The sequence below is a fragment of the Luteimonas pelagia genome (genome assembly GCF_054776035.1).
In genome coordinates this window covers 57020-77231 of the sequence record NZ_BAAHCG010000002.1, presented here as the reverse complement: position 1 = coordinate 77231, position 20212 = coordinate 57020, and the positions used below count along the sequence as shown (strand labels likewise).

The window sequence follows — 20212 nt, the reverse complement described above, 5'->3', positions numbered from 1 at the left end:
ACAGCCTGTGCCGACGTTCAGCCTGTGCGTGGCCGGCCTTCCGGTGGTTGCAGGGCCCCCAGGCGCGCGGCGAGCTTCTTCGGCGATACCCCGCCACGTGTACCGAGTTCCTGCGCGAACAGCTGCACGCGCAGTTCCTCCAGGTCCCAGCGCAGTGCCTGCCAGCCGGGCGCGTCCGCGACGCCCGCGCCACGCGCGGCCGCCAGCGCGTCGGCGAACGGCTTGAGTTCCAGCATTCGGGTCTGGTCGCGTGCCGGATCGCGCATCGCGCGCTCGGCACGCAACGCGATGGCCTTGAGCCAGCGGGGGTAGTTGGCGAGCGCGTCGGACGGGACGTCGCGAAGGAATCCGGGACCGACCAGCGCGCCCAGCTGCGCGCGCATGTCGTCCAGGTTGCCGCCGGCCCAGCCCATCGGCCCGCCGTCGAGCGCCCCCCGCGCCTCCGCGAGCGCATCGAGGATCGCCTCCGCCTGCGCCAGCCGCGCGACCGCTTCGGGGAACAGGGCCCTGGCGACCGCGTCCCGCGCCGCGTCGAAGGCCTCCGGCGTGCGCACGCCGGCAAGGGTCGCGTCATCGGTGATCGCGAGGAACGCGCCCTCGACCAGGTCCTCGCGCAACGCGTCGCCTTCGCGACGGTCCGCGGAGGCTGCCGTGGCCTCGATCGCCGCGTACACGAGGCCCGCCTTCGGCTTGACCGGAAGCTGCCGCCGCGCCTGCCGCAGGCGATCGGCCAGCGCGATGCGCAGCAGGCGGCGCACGCCGGCCGGATGCGCGGCCTCGGCCTTCGCGCGGTCGGCGTGCACGCGCAGCGAGACGCCGTCGCCGGTGTCGTGCAGCGCGGGGAATGCCGGCACGCCGCCCGCACCGGGCACCGACGCGGGGATGGGCTCGTCCGGGAACGCGTCCAGGCGCGCGCGTGGCAGGCCTTGGGCCGCATGCGCCGCGAACGCCTTCGCCGCACGCTCGGCGAAGCGGCGGCGCAGGTCGCCGAGCTCGCGCGACTCGGCGAGGACCGTGCGGCCGTCCGCGTCCAGCAGCCGCAGGTTCGCGCGCAGGTGCGGTTCGAGCGCCGGCTCGTCGAAGTCGTGGGGGCCGACCTCGGCACCGGTGGCCTTGCGCAGGAACGCGGCGAGCACCTCGACCAGGGGGTCGTCCGAGCCGACCGCGTGCGCCTCGGCGAATGCGCGCGCGAAGTCCGGCGCGGGCACGAAGTTGCGTCGCAGCGCCTTCGGCAGGCCGCGGATCAGCGCCGTCGCCTTGTCCGCGACGAACCCGGGCGCGAGCCAGGACAGGCGCGCGGGTTCGAGGGCGCCGAGCAGGTGCAGCGGTACCGTGAGCGTCATGCCGTCGTCGGGCGCGCCGGGTTCGAAGCGGTAGGTCACCGGGAGGCGCGCGTCTCCCAGCGCGATGTGCGTCGGGAAGCGCGCGGCGTCGCTCTCCTCGCCGACCAGCAGGTCGTCCCGCGTCCACTCCAGCAACGCCTTCGCGTCCTTCGACAGCCCGCGGAACCAGGCGTCGAGCGCCTGCGCGTTGTGCACGTGCGCCGGCAACCGGTCCAGGTACCACTGCACCATCCAGTCCTCGTCCACGACCAGGCCGGTCCGGCGCTGTCGGGCCTCCTCCTCCTTCGCGGCGGCGAGCGTGGCGAGGTTGCGCGCGAGGAACGCCGACCGGGTGTTGATCTCGCCGGTCACCAGCGCGTCGCGCGCGAAGATCCCGCGCGATTCCTCCGGGAACAGGGCGCCGTAGTGCACGGGCTTCTTCGGCGCCAGCACCAGGCCGAACAGGCTGACCTGTTCGCTGCCGACCACGCGTCCCTGGGAGCGCGCCCAGCGCGGGTCGTGCTGCCGGCGCGCCAGCAGGTGGGGCAGTTCGTCGATCGCCCACTCGGGCTCGATCGCCGCGTTGGTCATCGCCCACACCCTCTCGGTGTCGAGCAGCGTGGCCGACAGGACCCAGGGCGGCGGCTTCGACGCCAGCGTCGACCCCGGGAACAACTGGAAGCGGCGGCCGCGCGGTCCTTCGTAGCGGTTGCGCTCGATGCGGTGGCCGATGTGCGTGGGCAGGCCGGCGATCAGGGCGCGGTGCAGCGCCGCGTACGACGCGCGGTCGACGCCGTCGCCGGTGTCGCCGGGCTTCGCGGCATGCGCCGTGTCCCAGCCGAGCGACTCGCACAGGAGCTTCAGCTGGCGGTGCAGTTCGCGCCACTCGCGCAGGCGCAGGAAGCCGAGGAAGTGGCGGTCGGCCCACTTGCGCAGGCGGGACTGGGTCAGGTCCTCGTGCGCGGCGCGGAACGCATCCCAGAGTTTCAGGATGCCGACGAACTCGGACTTCGGGTCGGCGAAGGCGGCGTGCGCGGTGTCCGCCGCGGCGCGTGCGTCGGCCGGCCGCTCGCGCGGGTCCTGGATGCCGAGGAACGCGGCGATCGCCAGCATCTCCGGCAGGCAGGCATGCTTGCGCGCCGCCACGAGCATGCGCGCGAGCTTCACGTCGACGGGCAGCTTCGCCATCGTCCGGCCGGTGTCGGTGAGGCGGCGCTCGCCATCAGTCGCCCCGAGCTCGGACAGTTGCTGCCAGCCGTCGGCGATCGCGCGCGGGTCGGGCGGGTCGATGAAGGGGAAGCGCTCGACCAGCGCGGGATCCGCGTCCCGCGCGCGGCCGCGACGCTTCCTTCCCCCACCGCCGATGCGGTCCAGGCCCAGCGTGAGCATGCGCAGGATCACGCCGGCCAAGGCCGCGCGGCGGATCTCCGGGTCGGTGAACTCGGGGCGCGAGAGGTAGTCGGCCTCCGAATACAGGCGGATGCATGTGCCGGGCGCGACGCGGCCACAGCGGCCCTTGCGCTGGTCGGCGCTCGCGCGGCTGACCGGTTCGACGTGCAGGCGGTCGAGCTTCAGCCGGGGGCTGTAGCGCTTCACACGTGCCAGGCCCGGGTCGACGACGTAGTGGATGCGCGGGACCGTCAGCGAGGTTTCCGCGACGTTGGTGGCCAGCACGATGCGCCGCCGCGGACCCGGGTTGAACACGCGGTCCTGGTCGCGCGCGGACAGGCGCGCATAGAGCGGGAGGACGTCGACGTGCGGGTAGCGGCGGCCCTCGAGCGCGCGGTGCACCTCGCGGATCTCGCGCTCGCCGGGGAGGAAGACCAGGACGTCGCCGGGGCCGTCGGCGCGGCGCTCGGCCATGATTTCGTCGCAGGCGGCGACGATGCTGGAAACGGGGTCGGGTTCGTTCCTTCCGGACGAGCCACGTGCCGATCGGACGTCGGGAGGAAATGAACCCGACCCCTTTTCGATCTCTTCCGGCGGGCGCCAGCGGACCTCGACGGGGAAGCCGCGCCCCTCGACCTGCACGACGGGTGCGCCACCGAAGTGCTCCGAGAACCGGGCGGTGTCGATGGTGGCCGACGTCACCACGACCTTCAGGTCCGGCCGCCGCGGCAGCAGCAGCTTGAGGTAGCCGAGCAGGAAGTCGATGTTGAGGCTGCGCTCGTGCGCCTCGTCGATGATCAGCGTGTCGTAGCGCGACAGCCAGGGATCGGACGCGATCTCCGCCAGCAGGATGCCGTCGGTCATGAACTTCACCGCCGTGCGCTCGCCGACCTGCTCGCTGAAGCGGACCTGGTAGCCGACAGCGCCGCCCAGCGGCACCTGCAGTTCCTCCGCCACGCGGCGCGCGACGGCGCGCGCTGCGATGCGCCGCGGCTGCGTGCAGCCGATCATGCCGGCCGCGCCGCGTCCCGCCGCCAGGCACAACTTCGGCAGTTGGGTCGTCTTCCCCGAGCCGGTTTCACCGGCCACCACGACAACGGGATGTTCACGGATCAACGCCACAATGCGGTCGGCTTCGCGGGCGATGGGGAGCGACGGATCCACCGGCGCGGACGGCAGTGCGGCGGCGGCCGATTCACGCGCCTCGATCGACGACTGCAGGGCCTCCTCGAAGCGGCGGGCCGCTTCGCCGTCCGAAGGCCGCTCCCGCCACCGCGACCACAGGCCGAGCAGCCGACCACGGTCGCTCGTCCGCGCGCGGTCGACATCCGCGCGACGTGCCTGCAAACGGTCGCTTCCCGAGGCGATAGCTTTCATCGATTGCCGCGAACCAGACAATTCATTTCACAAACCAATCGGCGCCGCCTATTGTCGTCGATGGATTCCATCGAAGGAGAACAGTCCATGTCCAAGCAGAAGGCCGCCAAGACGAAACCGACCGCGCAGCCTGCCGCCTCGCCCGCCCCGGGCTCGAGCGCGCCCGCCATCGACATCGGCATCTCCGCCGGCGACCGCAGGAAGATCGCCGAGGGCCTGTCGCGCTTCCTCGCCGACAGCTACACGCTGTACCTGAAGACGCACAACTTCCACTGGAACGTGACCGGGCCGATGTTCAACGCCCTGCACGTGATGTTCGAGACCCAGTACACCGAGCAGTGGGGCGCGCTGGACGAGATCGCCGAGCGCATCCGCGCCCTGGGCTTCAACGCCCCGGGCTCCTACGCCGAGTTCACGCGATTGTCGTCGATCCCGGAGGAGCCGGGGCTGAGCGACGCCGCCGACTGGCGCGAAATGGTCCGCCAGCTGGTGGTCGGCAACGAGGCGGTCTGCCGCACCGCGCGCAAGGTGCTGGAAACCGGCGAGAAGGGCGGCGACGACCCGACCGTCGACCTGCTCACCCAGCGGCTTCAGACCCACGAGAAGTACGCCTGGATGCTGCGTTCGCTGCTGCAGTGACCGTCCTCCTCGCGCCGGCCACCGGGGCCGGCGCGGCACGCCCCTGCGCGGCGATTTCCTACCCGCCCGGGTGACCGTGGCGCCGGGGCGGGGCCCCGCCCGCTGGTACCCTGTCGCGGCATGACCGCCGCGCCCCTCGACACCCTCCGCCACGTCTTCGGCTACGACAGCTTCCGCGGCGACCAGGCCGCGATCGTCGACCACGTGGTCGGCGGCGGCGACGCGCTGGTGCTGATGCCCACCGGCGGCGGCAAGTCCCTCTGCTACCAGTTGCCCGCGCTGCTGCGCGAGGGCACCGCGATCGTGGTCTCGCCGCTGATCGCGCTGATGCAGGACCAGGTCGAGGCGCTGCGCCAGCTGGGCGTGCGCGCGGCGTTCCTGAATTCCTCGCTGGACGCGCGCGCGGCGGGCGAGGTCGAGCGCGACTGGCAGGCGGGTGACCTGGACCTGCTGTACGTGGCGCCCGAGCGCCTGCTGACGCCGCGCTTCCTGTCCCGGCTCGAGCAGGTGCGGCCCGCCCTGTTCGCGATCGACGAGGCCCACTGCGTGTCGCAGTGGGGCCACGACTTCCGCCCGGAGTACCGCGAACTCGCGCTGCTCCACGAACGCTGGCCGGAGGTGCCGCGCATCGCGCTGACAGCCACGGCGGACGCGCCCACGCGCGCGGAGATCGTGGAGCGGCTCGCACTGCAGGAGGCGCGACAGTTCACCGGCTCCTTCGACCGCCCCAACATCCGCTACGACGTGGTGCCGCGCGACGACGGGCGCCGGCAGCTGCTCGCCTTCCTGCGTGACCACGCGGGCGACAGCGGCATCGTGTACTGCCTGTCGCGGCGCAAGGTCGAGGAGACCGCGGCCTGGCTCGAGGACCAGGGCATCACCGCCCTGCCCTACCACGCGGGCCTGGACGCCGCGACGCGCGCCGCGCACCAGCGCCGCTTCCTGCGCGAGGACGGCGTGGTCATGGTCGCGACGATCGCCTTCGGCATGGGCATCGACAAGCCGGACGTGCGCTTCGTGGCGCACCTGGACCTGCCGAAATCGATGGAGGGGTACTACCAGGAGACCGGCCGCGCCGGACGCGACGGCGCGCCGGCGACCGCCTGGCTCTGCTACGGGCTGGGCGACGCGGTGCTGCTGCGCAGGATGATCGATTCCGGCGACGCCAGCGAAGACCGCAGGCGGCTGGAACACCGGAAGCTGGACGCGCTGCTCGGCTACTGCGAATCGACGACGTGCCGGCGCCAGTCGCTGCTGGGCTACTTCGGCGAGGCGCATCCCGGCGACTGCGGGCGCTGCGACAACTGCATCGCCCCGCCGCGCAGCCGCGACGGCACGGTCGATGCGCAGAAGGCGCTGTCGTGCGTGGTCCGTACCGGACAGCGCTTCGGCGCCGCGCACCTGGTCGACGTCCTGCGGGGCGCGGACACCGCGAAGATCCGGCAGTTCGGGCACGACGCGCTGCCGACCCACGGCGTGGGCACCCACCTGGACGCCAGGCAGTGGCGCAGCGTGTTCCGGCAACTCGTGGCGGGCGGCCTGCTGGAGGCGGACGTCGCGGGCCACGGGGCGCTGCGGCTCACGGAGGACGGCGCGGACCTGCTGCGGGGCCGCCGCGGGATGACCCTGCGCGAGGACCCGCCTTCGCGCTCGCGTCGCCGGGACCGGAGCGGCGGTGCGTCGGCCGATGCCGTGGCCGACCTGCCGCCGGACGCCGTGGCACGTTTCGACGCATTGCGCGCGTGGCGCGCGGACACGGCACGGACCCAGGGCGTGCCGGCCTACGTGATCTTCCACGACGCCACGCTGCGCGCGATCGCCGTGGCGGCCCCTTGGGACCTGGATGACCTGGCGGGGATCAGCGGCGTCGGCGACCGCAAGCTCGAGCGTTACGGCGAGGACGTGCTGCGGGCGATGGCGGACGTCGACGTCCGCGCGGCGTAGCCGGCGAGGTGAACCATGCGGCGCGCGCCGCTGATGCAATCGAACCGCCCGCGCTCTTTGAATGGTGGGCCGTGATGGATTCGAACCATCGACCAGCGGATTAAAAGTCCGATGCTCTACCGACTGAGCTAACGGCCCACGGAACACCCGGCCTTGCACCGGGTCGCGCATTCTAGCGCACGCCCTCAGGCGTAACGCGTCGGATCGGGCACGCCGGCCGCGTCGAATCCCTCCGCGCGGAGGCGGCAGGCGTCGCAGTGGCCGCATGCCTGTCCGGCGGCATCGGCCTGGTAGCACGACACGGTCATCGCGAAGTCCACGCCGAGCCGCGCGCCCTCGCGCACGATGTGGGCCTTCGACAGGTGCTGCAGCGGTGCGTGCACGCGCAGCCCCGCGCCCTCGACGCCTGCTTTGGTCGCCAGGTTCGCGAGCCGCTCGAACGCCGCGACGAACTCGGGGCGGCAGTCCGGATAGCCGGAATAGTCGACGGCGTTGACCCCGCAGAACAGGTCCGCCGCGCCCAGCACCTCCGCCCAGCCCAGCGCCATCGACAGCATGATCGTGTTGCGCGCGGGCACGTATGTCGACGGGATCCCTTCGCCGATGGCGTGGCCGTCGTCGTCGGTCGGCACGCCGATGGCATCGTCCGTCAGCGCGGAACCACCGATGCTGCGCAGGTCGACGTGAACGGTCTTGTGCTCGACCGCACCGAGCGCCCCGGCCACGCGCGCCGCCGCCGCCAGCTCGGACGTATGCCGTTGTCCGTACGCGACGCTCAGCGCGTGGCAGTCGAAGCCCTGGGCCCGGGCGATGGCGAGCACGACGGCCGAATCCATCCCGCCCGACACCAGCACGACCGCGCGCCGCCGCGTCCCGACCATCTCAGCGTCCCGGCTCGTCGTTCCACAGCAGCTTGTGCAGCTGCACCTGGAAGCGCACCGGCAGACGGTCCGCGACGATCCAGTCGGCCAGCGTGCGCGCGTCGAGCTGGTCCTTGCTGGGCGAGAACAAGACATCGCAGCGCGCGGACAGGTCGAACTCGACCAGCTTCGCCACGGCCCAGTCGTAGTCGGCGCGGTCGCACAGGACGAACTTGACCTGGTCGTGCGGCGTCAGCAGGTGGACGTTCGACCACAGGTTGCGGTCGACCTCGCCGGACCCGGGGGTCTTGAGGTCCAGCACCCGCGACACGCGCGTGTCGACCGGCGCGATGTCGATCGCGCCCGACGTTTCCAGCGACACCGCATGGCCCGCGTCGCACAGGCGCTCGAGCAGGCCGATGCACCGCTTCTGCGCCAACGGCTCGCCGCCGGTCACGCAGACGTGCCGGACGCCAAGGCGCGCGACCTCGGCGAGGATGTCGTCCACCGTCCACCACGCGCCGCCATGGAAGGCGTAGGCCGTGTCGCAGTACCCGCAGCGCAGCGGGCAGCCGGTCAGCCGCACGAACACGGTCGGCCGGCCGCTGTCCCGGGCCTCGCCCTGGAGCGACAGGAAGATCTCGGTGATGCGCAGGCGGTCGGCGGCCCCGGGGCCGGCGACGCCGGGCTCGGGCGCGACGGAATCCATCGCGCCATTGTACGCCGCGGGTGCGGGCCGCCTGCCCGGGGATGGGCGACGGCGGCCCTTCGGCGGTTACCGTCCGGTGGTGAGCCCGATCGCCCGCAGGCGCTCGTCGGCGATCCGTGCCGCGTCCGTGCCGGGATAGCGCGCGACCACGTCGGCCAGCGTGCCGGCCGCCGCGTCCATCCGCTGCTGGCCGTACTGGGCAAGGCCCACCTTCAGCAGCGCACCGGGCGCCTTGTCATGGGTCGGGTAGCGGTCGAGCAGTGCCTGGAACTGATCCTCGGCCAGCGGATAGTTCTGCGTCACGTAGTAGCTTTCGCCGAGCCAGTACAGCGCGTTCGGTGCGTAGCTGCCCGACGGCCAGGTGGCGAGGAAGTCCTGGAACGCGCTGGCGGACGCCACGTAGTCGCCGGACTTGAGCTTGTCGAAGGCGGCCAGGTATTCGCGCTGCTCGTCCTCGCCGCGCGCAAGCACGCCCGGATCGCCATGGATCGCGGGCGGCGGATCTTCGGCGGCGTCCGCGGGCGGCGGTACGGCCGGCGACGGCGACTCCGTGGCCGGCACGTCGATCGGCGGCGACGCGCCGGCCGCCGGCGCCTGCCCGGACAGGCGGGCGATCCGGCTGTCGAGGTCCACGTACTGGGCGCGGGCCCGCTGCGCCTGCTGCTCCTGCGCCTGCTGCAGCTCCTCGAGCTGGGCGCGCAGCGCACGCAGTTCGTCGCGCAGCTGGGTGATCTGGTTGAGAAGTTCCACGTTGCCCTGCTGCCCCGCGGCCTGCTGTTCGAGCGCGGCGACCCGCTCGCCGAGGCTGGCGCGTTGGGCGGCGGCGGGCGTCGCGACCAGCATCGCCGCGAGTGCGAGCGGCGCGAGCCGGGCGGAGCGGAGGAAGGGCGCGGCGTGTCGGTGGGCGGTCATGGCGCGATCCTGCGGAACGGAATTCGAGGCGGGCAGCCTAACGCGTCCGGGCTGTCCGGAAGATGGCCGGGGCCATCAAGACGACGGCCCCGCGGCGCACGAGCGTCGCGGGGCCGTCGATGGTGCACGTGGTTCGTGGAAGTGGGCCGGGTCCCTTGTCCCGGCCCGCCGCCATCAACGCACGGTGTAGACGACCTCGACCCGGCGGTTGCGGGCCCAGCACTCCTCGTTGGAGGACGTGCAGACCGGGCGCTCCTCGCCGTAGCTGGTCACGGTGATCTGGCTGCCCGAGCCACCGTTGGCCTGCAGCGCCGAGGACACCGCGTTGCCGCGGCGCTCGCCGAGGCCCAGGTTGTACTCCCGGCTGCCGCGCTCGTCGGCGTTGCCCTCGAGGGTCATGCGCGCGGACGGACGGTCACGCAGGTACTTCGCGTGGCACGCCATCGCGGCCTGGAATTCGGGGCGCAGCACGTCCTGGTCGAAATCGAAGTAGATCGTGCGGGTCTGCAGGCACGGATCGGTGTCCAGGTCGGCCGGGGTGTAGGCGCCCGGGACGCCGGTCGTGTCGGTCACCGGCGGCGGCGTGGTGTCGGCCGGCGGCGGGGTTTCCTCGCGGACGCGCTTGGAGCAGGCCATGGCGGTCACGCAGAGCGTGGCGATCGCCAGGACGCGCAGGGTCGGAGCAGTGGTCTTCATCGTCGATCCTCGGGGTTGAGGGGTTGTTCAGGGTGACCGCGGATGCGTGGACGTCACGTCAGCGCTGCGGGCGCTGTCGGTACGGGCCCCACGCCGGCTCGCGGACGTCGCCGTCGGCCAGTACCAATCGTTGCCGGACCCGGCCATCGGCCGAGACCGCGTACAGCACGCCGCGCGCACCTTCCCTCGCGGCGTACAACAGCATCCCCGCATTCGGCGCGAAGCTCGGCGACTCGTCCAGCGAGCCGGGCGAGAGCGTGCTCCAGCGGGGTGACCCGGTGCCGCGGTCGAGCAGCGCCACCCGGTAGTTGTTGCCATTGCCCTGGGCGACCGCGACCTGCTTGCCGTCGTAGGAGACGTCGGCGGTCGCGTTGTAGCTGCCCTGGAACGTGATGCGCTCGGCACCGCCGCCGGACGCGGACACGCGGTAGATCTGCGGCCGGCCGCCGCGGTCGGAGGTGAAGTAGAGGCTCGCGCCGTCCGCGCTCCAGACCGGCTCGGTGTCGATGCCGTAGTGGTCGGTCACCTGGCGCAGCGCGCGGCTGCCCAGGTCCATCACGTAGATGTCGGGGTTGCCGCCCTTCGACAGCGTGAGCGCGAGGCGGCGCCCGTCGGGCGAGAACGCCGGCGCGCCGTTGATGCCGCGGAAGCTCGCCACCGCTTCGCGCGAGCCCGAGCCGATGTCCTGGATGAAGATCTCGGAGTTGCCCCGCTCGAAGCTGACGTAGGCGACGCGATTGCCGTCCGGGCTCCACGACGGGGACAGCAGCGGCTCGGCGGACCGCACCACCGTCTGCGGATTCCAGCCGTCCGAGTCGGCGACCACCAGCGCGTAGCGGGTGTCGCGGCCGACGCCGCTCGCCGTCACGTACGCGATGCGCGTCCAGAACGCGCCCGGCACGCCGAGGATCTTCTCGTAGATGGCATCCGCGATCTGGTGCGAGACGTCGCGCATCGCCGAACCGGGCGCGGTCATCGCCAGCCCGATCAGTCGCGTCTGCCGCGCCACGTCGAACAGTTCGTACTCCACGCGGTAGCTGCCGCCGCCGGCGTCCAGCACGCGCCCCACGACCAGGTAATCCTGGCCCGCGGCGCGCCACAGCGGATAGGCGACGTCCGCGCCGCGGCTCGGGGGCGGGTTCGGCGCGGCGATCTGGCGCACCCGCTCGGCCGGCATCACGTTGAACTTGCCCGAGCGGTTGAGGTCGGCCGACACCACGGCCGAGACGTCGGTTTCCGGTGCGCCGGCGCTGCCCTGGTAGGGCATCGGCGCCACGGTGATGGGCAGCGCGGAGGCATGGCCGCCCACGATGTCGATCTCCAGACCCTGCTGCTGGGCGCTGGCGGCCAGCGGGAGCCACAGGAAGGCCAGGACGAGGGCGAACAGCGCAGCGAGGTGCGCGGGCCGGCGGACCAGCCGCGAGGGTCGGTTCATGGTGCTCCTTGCGGGTGCGTTCAGCAGGATGAAAGCGTGTAACAGCTTGAGCGTTAACACCGTCTCAAAGATGAACGGGTGCTGTCGGGTTTTCCGGGAGCATGCCCCGGACCGGCGCCGGCTTCAGCGGTCCTGCGCCTGGAAATTGATGATCAGCGTGCGCTCGAAGACGGATTCGAATCCCGCGTAGGGCAGCGGCTGCGCCTTCAGCACGGCGGCCTCGACCGAACGCCGCCCCTGCGCGTCGTACGGACAGCTCGGGTCGACCTCGGCATCGATGACCTCGCCACCCGGGATCTGCCGGATCACGATGCGGCAGCGCTGCCCGATCGGCACGGTGTCCGGCCGCGTCCACTGGCGGAGGATCGCCTGCTGGATCGCCGCCGCGTAGCGCGCGCGCAGGTCGTTGTCGGTGCCCTCGTTGCCCGACGGCTGGCTGGCCTGCGCGTCGGCGCGGGCCGCCTCCTGCGCGGCAGCGAGCTGGCGGAGCTTGCGCTCGGCCTCCTTCGCCTCCTGCTCCAGCTCCGCACGGCGACGGCGGATCTCGGCCAGCTGCGCCTGCCGCTGCCGCTCCATCTCGGTGCGCCGCTCGCGGCGTTCGGCTTCCTCCTGCCGCTCGCGTTCCTCGGTGAGGTCGATCTGCTCCTGCCGGCGACGCGCCTCCTGCTCGCGTTCGGCGGCCTCGCGCTGCGCGATGGCCTCGCGAGAGACGCGTTCCTGCTCGCGGGTGTCCGGCTCCGGGACGCGCTCCTGCGGGCGCGGCTGCGGCGGCACCGGGGATTCCTGCGGCGACGGCTCCGGCTCGGGTTGCGGCGGCGGCGTGGTGTCCTGCTCGACCGGCTCGGGTTCGGGCGGCGGCGGCACGGGGTCCTCGAGCGGCTCGGGCCGGTCGCGGAGCACGCGCCGCATCTCGGCGGACAACGCGTTCGCGTCGACCAGTTCCGCCTCGATGACCGGGCCGGCGGCGGACGTCGGCGCGTCGGTCCGCGTCCACCAGATCCCGAGGAAGGCGATCGCGAACAGCAGGGCGTGCAGGCCGATCGCGAACAGCGTCGCCTGCACCGTGTCGGCGCGGCGCTCCCTCATCCCACGCCCCCGCGCGATCCGGCGGGCGCCCGGCCGTGTGGCGTGGCGCGCATGCTCAGCCGCCGTCGCCCGCGGGCTGGCTCATCAGGCCGGCGCGTTCCACGCCCGCCTGCGTCTGCAGCGCCGTCAGGACCTCGTACACGACCTGGTAGGGCGTGTCGCGGTCGCCGGCGACGTAGACCGCGACCTCCGGGTTCTGCGCGACGAACGCGCCGACCTTCGCGGCCATCTCTTCCGCGCTCACGGCTTCCTGTTCGCCACCCGCGACGGTGACGAACAGGTTGCCGTCGCGGTCCACGCTGACGATCACCGGGTCCTGCTTCTGCTCCAGCGGCCGTGCGTCGGACTGCGGCAGTTCGATGTCCACGCCCAGGTTCAGCAGCGGCGCGGTGACCATGAAGATGATCAGCAGCACGAGCATCACGTCGATGTACGGCACGACGTTGATCTCGTTCTTCAGCTTGCGCCGGCGGTGGCGGCGCGCGGAGAGGACGGACATGGCGGGACTCGGCGGTTCGAGGGGGCTTCGTGCGCGCGCCGCTTCAACGGCGCGCCGCGGCGGCCGGGGTCAGTCGTCGAGGTGGGCCTGGCGTTCCAGGATCGAGGAGAACTCGTCGCCGAAGGCCTCGTAGCGGCCGGCGATGCGCTCGACCTTGGTCGCGTAGCGGTTGTACGCCCAGACCGCCGGGATCGCGGCGAACAGGCCCATGGCCGTCGCGATCAGCGCCTCGGAGATGCCCGGCGCGACCGTCGCGATGGTCGCCTCCTTGACGTTCGCCAGGCCCTGGAACGAGATCATGATGCCCCAGACCGTGCCGAACAGGCCGACGTAGGGCGCGATCGAACCGACGTTGGCCAGGAACTCGAGGTTGTGTTCCAGCCCGTCGAGCTCGCGCGAGGTCGCCACGCGCATGCCGCGCTGCGCGCCTTCCAGGTGGCTGCGCGCGTCGGCGCCGCGGCGCTGGCGCTGGCGGGAGAACTCGCGGAAGCCGGCCTCGAAGATCGCCTCCAGGCCCTCGACCTCGCGGTTGCGCTCGGTCGCGGCCGCGTAGAGCTTGTTCATGTCGGAGCCGGACCAGAAGCGCTCCTCGAACCGGTCGGCTTCCTTCTCCGCGCGGTCGAGCATGCGCTTCTTGCGGAAGATGATCACCCACGACGCGATCGATGCGAACAGCAGCAGCAGCATCACCAGCTGCACCGGCAGCGAGGCGTGCAGGATCAGCTGCAGCATGTCCAGCTCGTTGCCGGCGGTGCCGGGCACGGACTGCGCCGCGGCAAGCACCTCGGCGGTGGTCGCCTCCTCCGGCAGGGCTTCGACGGTGGCCTGCAGGGCCATGGCGGTTCGACTCATTCCAGGTGTCTCCGTGGTCATGCTGCCCGGCGCCGTGCGCGGGCGGTGTGTCGTGTGTCGCGGCCGGCCATCGACGCGACGGCCGCCTGCGTGTCCCGGGGGTTGTCCTGCGTGCTATCCGGTCGCCAGTCGCTTCAGTTCGTCGTGCAGCGCGCGGGGGATGGGCCGCGGGCGGAAATCCGCCGCGCCCAGCGCGGCCAGCCGGACCTCGGCGTCCAGCAGGACCTCGCCGTCCCTCCGGATCGACTGGCCGACCACGAGGCTCGCGCCGCGGCAGGCCGCCAGCGACACGGTGACCTCCAGCAGGTCGTCCAGCCGCGCCGGCGCGCGGAAGTCGATCCGCATCGCCCGCACCGCGAACACCAGGTCGTGCTCCGCCCGCAGCAGTTCCTGGCCCCGGCCGAGCGCGCGCATCCATTCGCTGCGCGCCCGTTCCAGGAAGGCCAGGTATTGCGCGTGGTAGACCACGCCACCGGCGTCGGTATCTTCCCAGTAAACGCGGACCGGATGGCTGAACATTCGTTAAGACTTCCCTCGCGAGGCGGGCTGGCAGCGGCCTGGCGCCGCGCTCAGCCGGCCGGATCGGCGAACAGGTCCACGTCCCCGGCCCGCGGCTTCAGGCCGAGGTGGCGGTAGGCCTTCGGCGTGGCCATGCGGCCGCGCGCGGTGCGCACGAGGTAGCCCTGCTGGATCAGGTAAGGCTCGATGACGTCCTCGAGCGTGCCCCGCTCCTCGCTCAGCGCCGCGGCCAGCGACTCCACGCCGACCGGGCCGCCGTCGAAGCTGTCGACGATCGTGCGCAGCAGCCGGCGGTCGAGCTCGTCGAAGCCCTGCGGGTCGACCTTGAGCATCTTCATGGCCGCGTCGGCGATGTCGCGGTGGATGATGCCGTCGCCCTTCACCTGCGCGTAGTCGCGCACGCGTCGCAACAGGCGGTTGGCGATGCGCGGCGTGCCGCGGGACCGGCGCGCGATCTCCCCGGCGCCCTCGGCGTCGCAGGCGATCCTCAGGATCTGCGAGGAACGCTCCACGATCCGGGTGAGTTCGCCCGCGCTGTAGAACTCGAGCCGCTGGACGATGCCGAAGCGGTCGCGCAGCGGCGCGGTCAGCAGGCCCGCGCGCGTGGTCGCGCCGATCAGGGTGAAGGGCGGCAGGTCGAGCTTGATCGAGCGCGCCGCCGGGCCCTCGCCGATCATGATGTCGATCTGGAAGTCCTCCATCGCCGGATAGAGGATCTCCTCGACGACCGGCGACAGCCGGTGGATCTCGTCCACGAACAGGACGTCGTGCGGCTGCAGGTTGGTCAGCAGCGCGGCGAGGTCGCCGGCCTTCTCGATCACCGGCCCGGAAGTCACCCGGAGGTTGACCCCGAGCTCGTTGGCGATGACATGGCTGAGCGTGGTCTTGCCCAGCCCGGGCGGACCGAAGATCAGCACGTGGTCGAGCGCCTCGCCCCGGCCCTTCGCGGCGTCGATGTAGATCCGCATCTGTTCGCGGACCGGCTGCTGGCCCAGGTAATCGTCCAGCCGCTTGGGGCGGATCGAGGCCTCGACGGCGTCGTCCTCGCGGGTGGCGTCGGCGTCGATCAGGCGGGCGTCGTCCATCCGGCTATGGTCGCACGCGCGCCCGGCACCGGCACCATCCCGGCACCCCGCGCGGCAGGCCCGGGCTCAGATCTCCACCTGCGCGCCCAGCTCGACCAGCCGGTTGCCCGGGATGCGGAAGAAGTTGCTGGCCGGCGCGGCATTCCGGTGCATGATCGAGAAGAGCTTGTCGCGCCACATCGGCATGCCCCGGCGGCGGCGCGCCGCGCCGGCCACGATGGTCTCGCGGCTGGCGAAGTACGTCGTGTCCATGGGGTCGAAATGGATCCCGCCGGCGTCGCAACTGCGCATCAGCGCCAAGGGCACGTCCGGGGCCTCCATGAACCCGAAGCGCACGATCACGCGGTAGAAGTCCTCGCCGGCGATCGAGTCGATCCGCAGTCGGTCGCCGATGGCCGCGTAGGGCTTCTCCAGCGTCTCGACGGTCAGGAACACGTTCCGCTCGTGCAGCACCTTGTTGTGCTTGAGGTTGTGCATCAGCGCATGCGGGACCACGTCCCGGTCGGCCGTCAGGAAGATCGCGGTGCCCGGGACGCGCGTGGGCGGGGCGAGCATCAGGCCGGGCAGGAAGGTATCCATGCCGATGCCTTCCTGGCGCACTTCCTCGTGCAGGATCTGCCGCCCGTGGCGCCAGGTGCGCAACAGGGTGAACAGCGCGATGCCCAGCACCACCGGGAACCAGCCGCCGAGCAGGATCTTGGCCAGGTTGGCGGTCACGAAGCCCAGGTCGATGACGAAGAACAGCACGCACAGCGGCAGCACCCACAGCCGCCACCGCGGCCAGAGCGCGTAGGCGACCAGCGCGAGCAGGCCGGTGTCGATCAGCATCGTCAGCGACACCGAGATGCCGTAGGCGGTCGCCAGCGCGGACGAGCTGCCGAAGCCGACGACCAGCCCCACCACGATCACGAGCATCGACCAGTTGATCGCCGGGATGTAGATCTGGCCGATCGTCTCGCGCGAGGTATGCAGGATCTGCATCCGCGGGATGTAGCCGAGCTGCATCGCCTGCCGCGCCACCGAGAAGCCGCCGGTGATCACCGCCTGCGACGCGATCACCGTGGCCGCCGTGGCGAGGGCGACCATCGGCATCCGGCCCCATTCGGGGACGCCGAGGTAGAACGGGTTGCGCACCGCCGCCGGGTCCTCGAGCACCAGCGCCCCCTGGCCGAGGTAGTTGAGCATCAGCGACGGCAGGACGAAGAAGTACCAGGCGTAGCGGATGGGCCTGGCGCCGAAGTGGCCCATGTCCGTGTAGATCGCCTCGCCGCCGGTGACCGCCAGCACCACCGCGCCGAGGATGAAGATGCCGCCCCAGTGGTGGTCCGCGAAGAAGCCCAGCGCCCAGGCAGGGTTGATCGCCTGCAGGACCTCCGGTTCGTGGGTGATGTTGACCACGCCGAGCACCGCGAGGACGGCGAACCACACCACCGTCACCGGGCCGAAGACGCGGCCGACCTTCTCGGTGCCGTAGCGCTGCGTCGCGAACAGCGCGACCAGCACGATGAGCGAGATGGGGATGACCCAGTCGCTGAGCTGCGGCGCGGCCACCTCCAGCCCCTCGACCGCGGACATCACCGAGATCGCCGGCGTGATCACCCCGTCGCCGAAGAACAGCGAGGCGCCGAAGACGCCGAGGATGCCGACCACGTACGCCGCGCGCCCGCCGCGCGGCAGGCTGCGCTGGGCCAGCGCCATCAGCGCCATGATGCCGCCCTCGCCGTCGTTGTCGGCGCGCATCACGATGGTCACGTACTTGAGCGTGACCACCAGCATCAGCGCCCAGAAGATCATCGACAGCACGCCGAGCACCGTGTCGTGGTCGGCGACCAGCCCGTAGTGCGGGCTGAAGGCCTCGCGGATCGTGTACAGCGGGCTGGTGCCGATGTCGCCGAACACGACGCCGATCGCGCCGACCACCAGGCCGAACAGCCCGATCCTCGCGTGCGCACCGTGCCCGGCGTGGGTGGTGTTGGATGCCATCTCGCGTCCCCTGTCAGCGTGCGATGGATCGTGCTCGCCGCGCGTCAGCGCAGCGCGGCCTGGAGGGCCTTCCGGATGATGGTGGCGGCGTCGTCTCCCGCGGCCGTGGCGTCGCGCGCCATGCGGGCGGCCTCGGCGGGCTTGTAGCCGAGCTGCTGCAGCGCGACGACGGCTTCGCCCTGCGGATCCTGCGGCACGCCGCCCGCCCCGCCGGTGATGGCGCCCGCGCCGGCGAAATCCGCCGCCCGGTCGCGCAGCTCGACGACCATGCGCTCGGCGGTCTTCTTGCCGATGCCCGGGATGCGCGTCAGGGCCGTGACGTCGCCGGCCTGCACCAGCCGCGCGAATTCCTCGACCGGCACGCCCGACAGCACCGCCAGCGCGATCTTCGCGCCGATGCCCGACACCTTCTGCACGTCGCGGAACAGGCGCCGCTCGGCCTCGCGCAGGAAGCCGTACAGCGACACGCTGTCCTCCTTCTGCGCGTAGTGGGTGAACAGCGCGACCTCCCGGCCGACGTCCGGCAGGTCGTAGAACGTGCTCATCGGCGCCTCGAGCTCGTAGCCCACGCCGCCCACGTCCACCACCAGCCACGGCGGCTGCTTGTGCACGACGATGCCCTTCAACCGTCCGATCACATCGATCCTCCCGCGAATGACCCCTCCCCCTGCAACCGCAGGGGGAGGTTGGGAGGGGGTGCCCCTGGCCGCGTGGGCGAAGAGCACCCCTCCCCGGCCCTCCCCTGCATTCGTAGGGGAGGGCATCGCTGTCCGGCCATCATCGCCGCCTCAGCATGGCCACGCTGATGCCGGCGCGGCCGGCGGTCGCGCTCATGTGCGCATGGGTAAGCGCGACCGCGAGCGCATCGGCGGCGTCCGCCTGCAGCTTCGAATCGCCCAGGTCCAGCAGCAGCCGCACCATGTGCTGCACCTGCGTCTTGTCCGCGGCCCCCCGGCCCACCAGCGACTGCTTGACCACGCGCGGCGGATATTCGCTGACGCCCAGGCGCCTGCGCACGACCGTGGCGATCGCCGCGCCGCGCGCGTGGCCGAGCTTGAGCGCGGAGGTCGCGGACTTGTCCATGAACACGGTTTCGATCGCGACGTGGTCGGGCGACCAGGCGTCCAGCACGCGCTCCAGCCCCTCGCACAGCAGGCCAAGGCGTTGCGGGAAGTCCTCGGCGTCGAGCAGGCGCAGCGCCTCGCAATGGACGAAGCGGGACTTGCCGGTGGCGTCGACGTCGATCACGCCGACGCCGGTGCGTTGCGACCCCGGATCGATCCCCAGGATCCTCACGCGCGGGCTCCGCGCACGCGGCGGGCGGCGCCATCGCGCCACCGGGCGGCGGCTCGCGCGCCGGGGGGCGTCATTCGCCGGGAGGACATTCGCTTGGGAAGGTGGAGCACGTCGACAGGCTACGCCCTTCAGGCGTAGGCGTCCTCGCCCAGGTCGGCATTGGAGTAGACGTTCTGCACGTCGTCGAGGTCCTCGAGCCAGTCGAGCAGCCTGGCGACCTGCTGCGCGGTCTCGCCCGCCACCGCCACGTCGTTGTCCGCGCGCCAGGTGACTTCCGCCTGCGCCGGCGCCAGGCCGGCGGCCTGCATCGCGTCGCGCACCGCGGCGAAGTCGTCCGGCGTGGCCAGCACGTCGATCGAGCCGTCCTCCGGATAGGGCACCACGTCCTCGGCGCCGGCTTCGATGGCGGCCTCGGTCACCGCCGCCTCGTCGCTGCCGGGCGCGAAGCTGATCACGCCGACCTTGTTGAACATGAAGGCCACCGAGCCGTCGGTGCCGAGGTTGCCGCCGAACTTGCCGAACGCATGGCGGACGTCGGCCACGGTCCGCACCTTGTTGTCGGTCAGGCAGTCGACGATCACGGCGACCCCGCCCGGGGCGTAGCCTTCGTAGCGGATCTCCTCGTAGCTGACGCCCTCGAGCTCGCCGGTCGCCTTCCTGATGGCGCGCTCGACCACGTCCTTGGACATGTTGTTCGACAGCGCCTTGTCGATCGCCGCGCGCAGGCGCGGGTTGTTCGACGGGTCACCGCCGCCGGCGCGCGCCGCCACGGAGATCTCGCGGATGATCTTGGTGAACATCTTGCCGCGCTTGGCGTCCTGCGCGCCCTTGCGGTGCTGGATGTTCGCCCACTTGGAATGGCCGGCCATGGGGGGTCTGGCTGCTCGGGCAAGCGCGGGATTATAGGGATCGGGGCCGCGCGGTTGAACCGCCGCCGCCCCGTCAGCGACGGAAGCGCCCGGTGCGCAGGAAGGCCTCCACCTGCGCGGCGACTTCCGCCGAGAGCAGCATCGTGCTGTGGCTGGCGGCCACGACCACGTGGTCGGCGAGGCCCTCCAGCCGCGTCTCGTCGACCCCCACCGTGCCGTCGCTGTCGCCCGCGAAGCCGGCGAACACGCGCCCCAGGCCCAGTGGCATGCGCCCGGCGACCATGCCCACCTCCGCCGCGCCGCGCCACGGACCGCAGCCCCGGCCGAGGAGCGCGGCGCTGCGGCCGAGCGCCCGGCCGAGCACGAAATGCCGCGCCAGGCCGCTCGCCGCGGCGCTCCCGCACAGGGGCGAGCCCAGGCACACGACCCGGCGCACCGGCAGTCCCGGCTCGCATTCCAGTGCCCGCAGCGTGACCAGCCCGCCGAGGCTGTGCGCCACGATGTCGCGCATGGGCCCGCCCCGCAGGCGGTCGGCGAGGCGCCCGATGGCCGCCTCGGGACCCCGGAGCACCGCGTCGTAGCCGAACAGGGACGTCTCGAAGCCCGCCTTCGACAGGCGGCGCGCCAGCGGCTGCATCGCTAGCGCGGGCATCCACAGGCCGTGGACCAGGAGGACCCCGGGGGGCGCGTCGGCGGAATCGTGCGCGATCGGCATGCGCGGCCGATTGTGCCGCAGGCGC

General features: G+C 72.1%; 18 protein-coding genes and 1 tRNA gene. 2 read left to right on the top strand and 17 right to left on the bottom strand.

What is annotated here, in order from left to right:
- Positions 1-17 precede the first annotated feature (17 nt).
- Complete coding sequence (hrpA, locus tag ACYU7H_RS05425) at positions 18-4088, bottom strand: ATP-dependent RNA helicase HrpA (RefSeq protein WP_460813148.1); 4071 nt, start codon at positions 4086-4088, stop codon at positions 18-20.
- 87 nt (positions 4089-4175) lie between these two features.
- Between hrpA and ACYU7H_RS05420 the strand changes: the two genes are divergently transcribed.
- Both ACYU7H_RS05420 and recQ read left to right on the top strand, forming a co-directional pair.
- Positions 4176-4727: a Dps family protein gene (locus ACYU7H_RS05420; protein WP_460813147.1), complete on the top strand. Its 552-nt coding sequence runs from the start codon at positions 4176-4178 to the stop codon at positions 4725-4727.
- A 120-nt stretch (positions 4728-4847) separates the two neighbouring features.
- Entirely contained in the window at positions 4848-6671 is a 1824-nt protein-coding gene (recQ, locus tag ACYU7H_RS05415) for a DNA helicase RecQ (protein WP_460813146.1), read from the top strand.
- A gap of 62 nt (positions 6672-6733) precedes the next feature.
- Here recQ and ACYU7H_RS05410 read toward each other — a convergent pair.
- The 16 genes from ACYU7H_RS05410 to ACYU7H_RS05335 all read right to left on the bottom strand — a co-directional run bounded on the left by ACYU7H_RS05410 (position 6734) and on the right by ACYU7H_RS05335 (position 20187).
- A tRNA-Lys gene (locus ACYU7H_RS05410) sits at positions 6734-6809 on the bottom strand.
- A gap of 47 nt (positions 6810-6856) precedes the next feature.
- Positions 6857-7552 (bottom strand): 7-cyano-7-deazaguanine synthase QueC, encoded by a 696-nt coding sequence (gene queC / locus ACYU7H_RS05405; protein WP_460813145.1) that lies wholly within the window; start codon positions 7550-7552, stop codon positions 6857-6859.
- A 1-nt stretch (position 7553) separates the two neighbouring features.
- A complete protein-coding gene (queE, locus tag ACYU7H_RS05400) occupies positions 7554-8240 on the bottom strand; it encodes a 7-carboxy-7-deazaguanine synthase QueE (RefSeq protein WP_460813144.1) in 687 nt (228 codons plus the stop codon).
- Positions 8241-8306: 66 nt separating this feature from the next.
- A complete protein-coding gene (gene ybgF, locus ACYU7H_RS05395) occupies positions 8307-9083 on the bottom strand; it encodes a tol-pal system protein YbgF (protein WP_460813950.1) in 777 nt (258 codons plus the stop codon).
- 243 nt (positions 9084-9326) lie between these two features.
- Positions 9327-9848 (bottom strand): peptidoglycan-associated lipoprotein Pal, encoded by a 522-nt coding sequence (gene pal / locus ACYU7H_RS05390; protein ID WP_460813143.1) that lies wholly within the window; start codon positions 9846-9848, stop codon positions 9327-9329.
- A gap of 58 nt (positions 9849-9906) precedes the next feature.
- Positions 9907-11283 (bottom strand): Tol-Pal system beta propeller repeat protein TolB, encoded by a 1377-nt coding sequence (tolB, locus tag ACYU7H_RS05385; RefSeq protein ID WP_460813142.1) that lies wholly within the window; start codon positions 11281-11283, stop codon positions 9907-9909.
- Between the two features lie 123 nt (positions 11284-11406).
- Positions 11407-12369 carry a cell envelope integrity protein TolA gene (gene tolA, locus ACYU7H_RS05380; protein WP_460813141.1) on the bottom strand — a complete coding sequence of 321 codons (963 nt, stop codon included), beginning with the start codon at positions 12367-12369 and terminating at the stop codon, positions 11407-11409.
- Positions 12370-12424: 55 nt separating this feature from the next.
- The gene (tolR, locus tag ACYU7H_RS05375; protein ID WP_460813140.1) at positions 12425-12868 is read right to left on the bottom strand and encodes a protein TolR; all 444 of its coding nucleotides are present in this window, start codon (positions 12866-12868) and stop codon (positions 12425-12427) included.
- A gap of 69 nt (positions 12869-12937) precedes the next feature.
- Positions 12938-13720, bottom strand: coding sequence for a protein TolQ (gene tolQ, locus ACYU7H_RS05370; RefSeq protein WP_460813139.1), 783 nt, complete (start codon positions 13718-13720; stop codon positions 12938-12940).
- Between the two features lie 114 nt (positions 13721-13834).
- Positions 13835-14239: a tol-pal system-associated acyl-CoA thioesterase gene (gene ybgC / locus ACYU7H_RS05365; protein WP_460813138.1), complete on the bottom strand. Its 405-nt coding sequence runs from the start codon at positions 14237-14239 to the stop codon at positions 13835-13837.
- A gap of 50 nt (positions 14240-14289) precedes the next feature.
- Entirely contained in the window at positions 14290-15324 is a 1035-nt protein-coding gene (gene ruvB, locus ACYU7H_RS05360) for a Holliday junction branch migration DNA helicase RuvB (RefSeq protein WP_460813137.1), read from the bottom strand.
- 66 nt (positions 15325-15390) lie between these two features.
- Positions 15391-17307: a potassium transporter Kup gene (locus tag ACYU7H_RS05355; protein ID WP_460813136.1), complete on the bottom strand. Its 1917-nt coding sequence runs from the start codon at positions 17305-17307 to the stop codon at positions 15391-15393.
- Positions 17308-17351: 44 nt separating this feature from the next.
- Positions 17352-17945 (bottom strand): Holliday junction branch migration protein RuvA, encoded by a 594-nt coding sequence (gene ruvA, locus ACYU7H_RS05350; protein ID WP_460813135.1) that lies wholly within the window; start codon positions 17943-17945, stop codon positions 17352-17354.
- A 139-nt stretch (positions 17946-18084) separates the two neighbouring features.
- On the bottom strand, positions 18085-18603 hold the full coding sequence (gene ruvC, locus ACYU7H_RS05345) for a crossover junction endodeoxyribonuclease RuvC (RefSeq protein ID WP_460813134.1): 519 nt from the start codon (positions 18601-18603) through the stop codon (positions 18085-18087).
- 128 nt (positions 18604-18731) lie between these two features.
- Positions 18732-19472 (bottom strand): YebC/PmpR family DNA-binding transcriptional regulator, encoded by a 741-nt coding sequence (locus tag ACYU7H_RS05340; RefSeq protein ID WP_460813133.1) that lies wholly within the window; start codon positions 19470-19472, stop codon positions 18732-18734.
- Between the two features lie 73 nt (positions 19473-19545).
- The gene (locus ACYU7H_RS05335; protein ID WP_460813132.1) at positions 19546-20187 is read right to left on the bottom strand and encodes an alpha/beta hydrolase; all 642 of its coding nucleotides are present in this window, start codon (positions 20185-20187) and stop codon (positions 19546-19548) included.
- Positions 20188-20212: the final 25 nt, after the last annotated feature.

Excerpts from the sequence above, each read along its gene's own strand:
- queC (WP_460813145.1), bottom strand. The coding sequence starts at position 7,552 with ATGGTCGGGACGCGGCGGCGCGCGGTCGTGCTGGTGTCGGGCGGGATG.
- ACYU7H_RS05420 (WP_460813147.1), top strand. The coding sequence starts at position 4,176 with ATGTCCAAGCAGAAGGCCGCCAAGACGAAACCGACCGCGCAGCCTGCC.
- pal (WP_460813143.1), bottom strand. The coding sequence starts at position 9,848 with ATGAAGACCACTGCTCCGACCCTGCGCGTCCTGGCGATCGCCACGCTC.
- hrpA (WP_460813148.1), bottom strand. The coding sequence starts at position 4,088 with ATGAAAGCTATCGCCTCGGGAAGCGACCGTTTGCAGGCACGTCGCGCG.
- queE (WP_460813144.1), bottom strand. The coding sequence starts at position 8,240 with ATGGATTCCGTCGCGCCCGAGCCCGGCGTCGCCGGCCCCGGGGCCGCC.
- ybgC (WP_460813138.1), bottom strand. The coding sequence starts at position 14,239 with ATGTTCAGCCATCCGGTCCGCGTTTACTGGGAAGATACCGACGCCGGT.
- tolA (WP_460813141.1), bottom strand. The coding sequence starts at position 12,369 with ATGAGGGAGCGCCGCGCCGACACGGTGCAGGCGACGCTGTTCGCGATC.
- tolQ (WP_460813139.1), bottom strand. The coding sequence starts at position 13,720 with ATGAGTCGAACCGCCATGGCCCTGCAGGCCACCGTCGAAGCCCTGCCG.
- ACYU7H_RS05335 (WP_460813132.1), bottom strand. The coding sequence starts at position 20,187 with ATGCCGATCGCGCACGATTCCGCCGACGCGCCCCCCGGGGTCCTCCTG.
- ACYU7H_RS05355 (WP_460813136.1), bottom strand. The coding sequence starts at position 17,307 with ATGGCATCCAACACCACCCACGCCGGGCACGGTGCGCACGCGAGGATC.
- tolB (WP_460813142.1), bottom strand. The coding sequence starts at position 11,283 with ATGAACCGACCCTCGCGGCTGGTCCGCCGGCCCGCGCACCTCGCTGCG.
- ruvB (WP_460813137.1), bottom strand. The coding sequence starts at position 15,324 with ATGGACGACGCCCGCCTGATCGACGCCGACGCCACCCGCGAGGACGAC.
- recQ (WP_460813146.1), top strand. The coding sequence starts at position 4,848 with ATGACCGCCGCGCCCCTCGACACCCTCCGCCACGTCTTCGGCTACGAC.
- ACYU7H_RS05340 (WP_460813133.1), bottom strand. The coding sequence starts at position 19,472 with ATGGCCGGCCATTCCAAGTGGGCGAACATCCAGCACCGCAAGGGCGCG.
- tolR (WP_460813140.1), bottom strand. The coding sequence starts at position 12,868 with ATGTCCGTCCTCTCCGCGCGCCGCCACCGCCGGCGCAAGCTGAAGAAC.
- ybgF (WP_460813950.1), bottom strand. The coding sequence starts at position 9,083 with ATGCTGGTCGCGACGCCCGCCGCCGCCCAACGCGCCAGCCTCGGCGAG.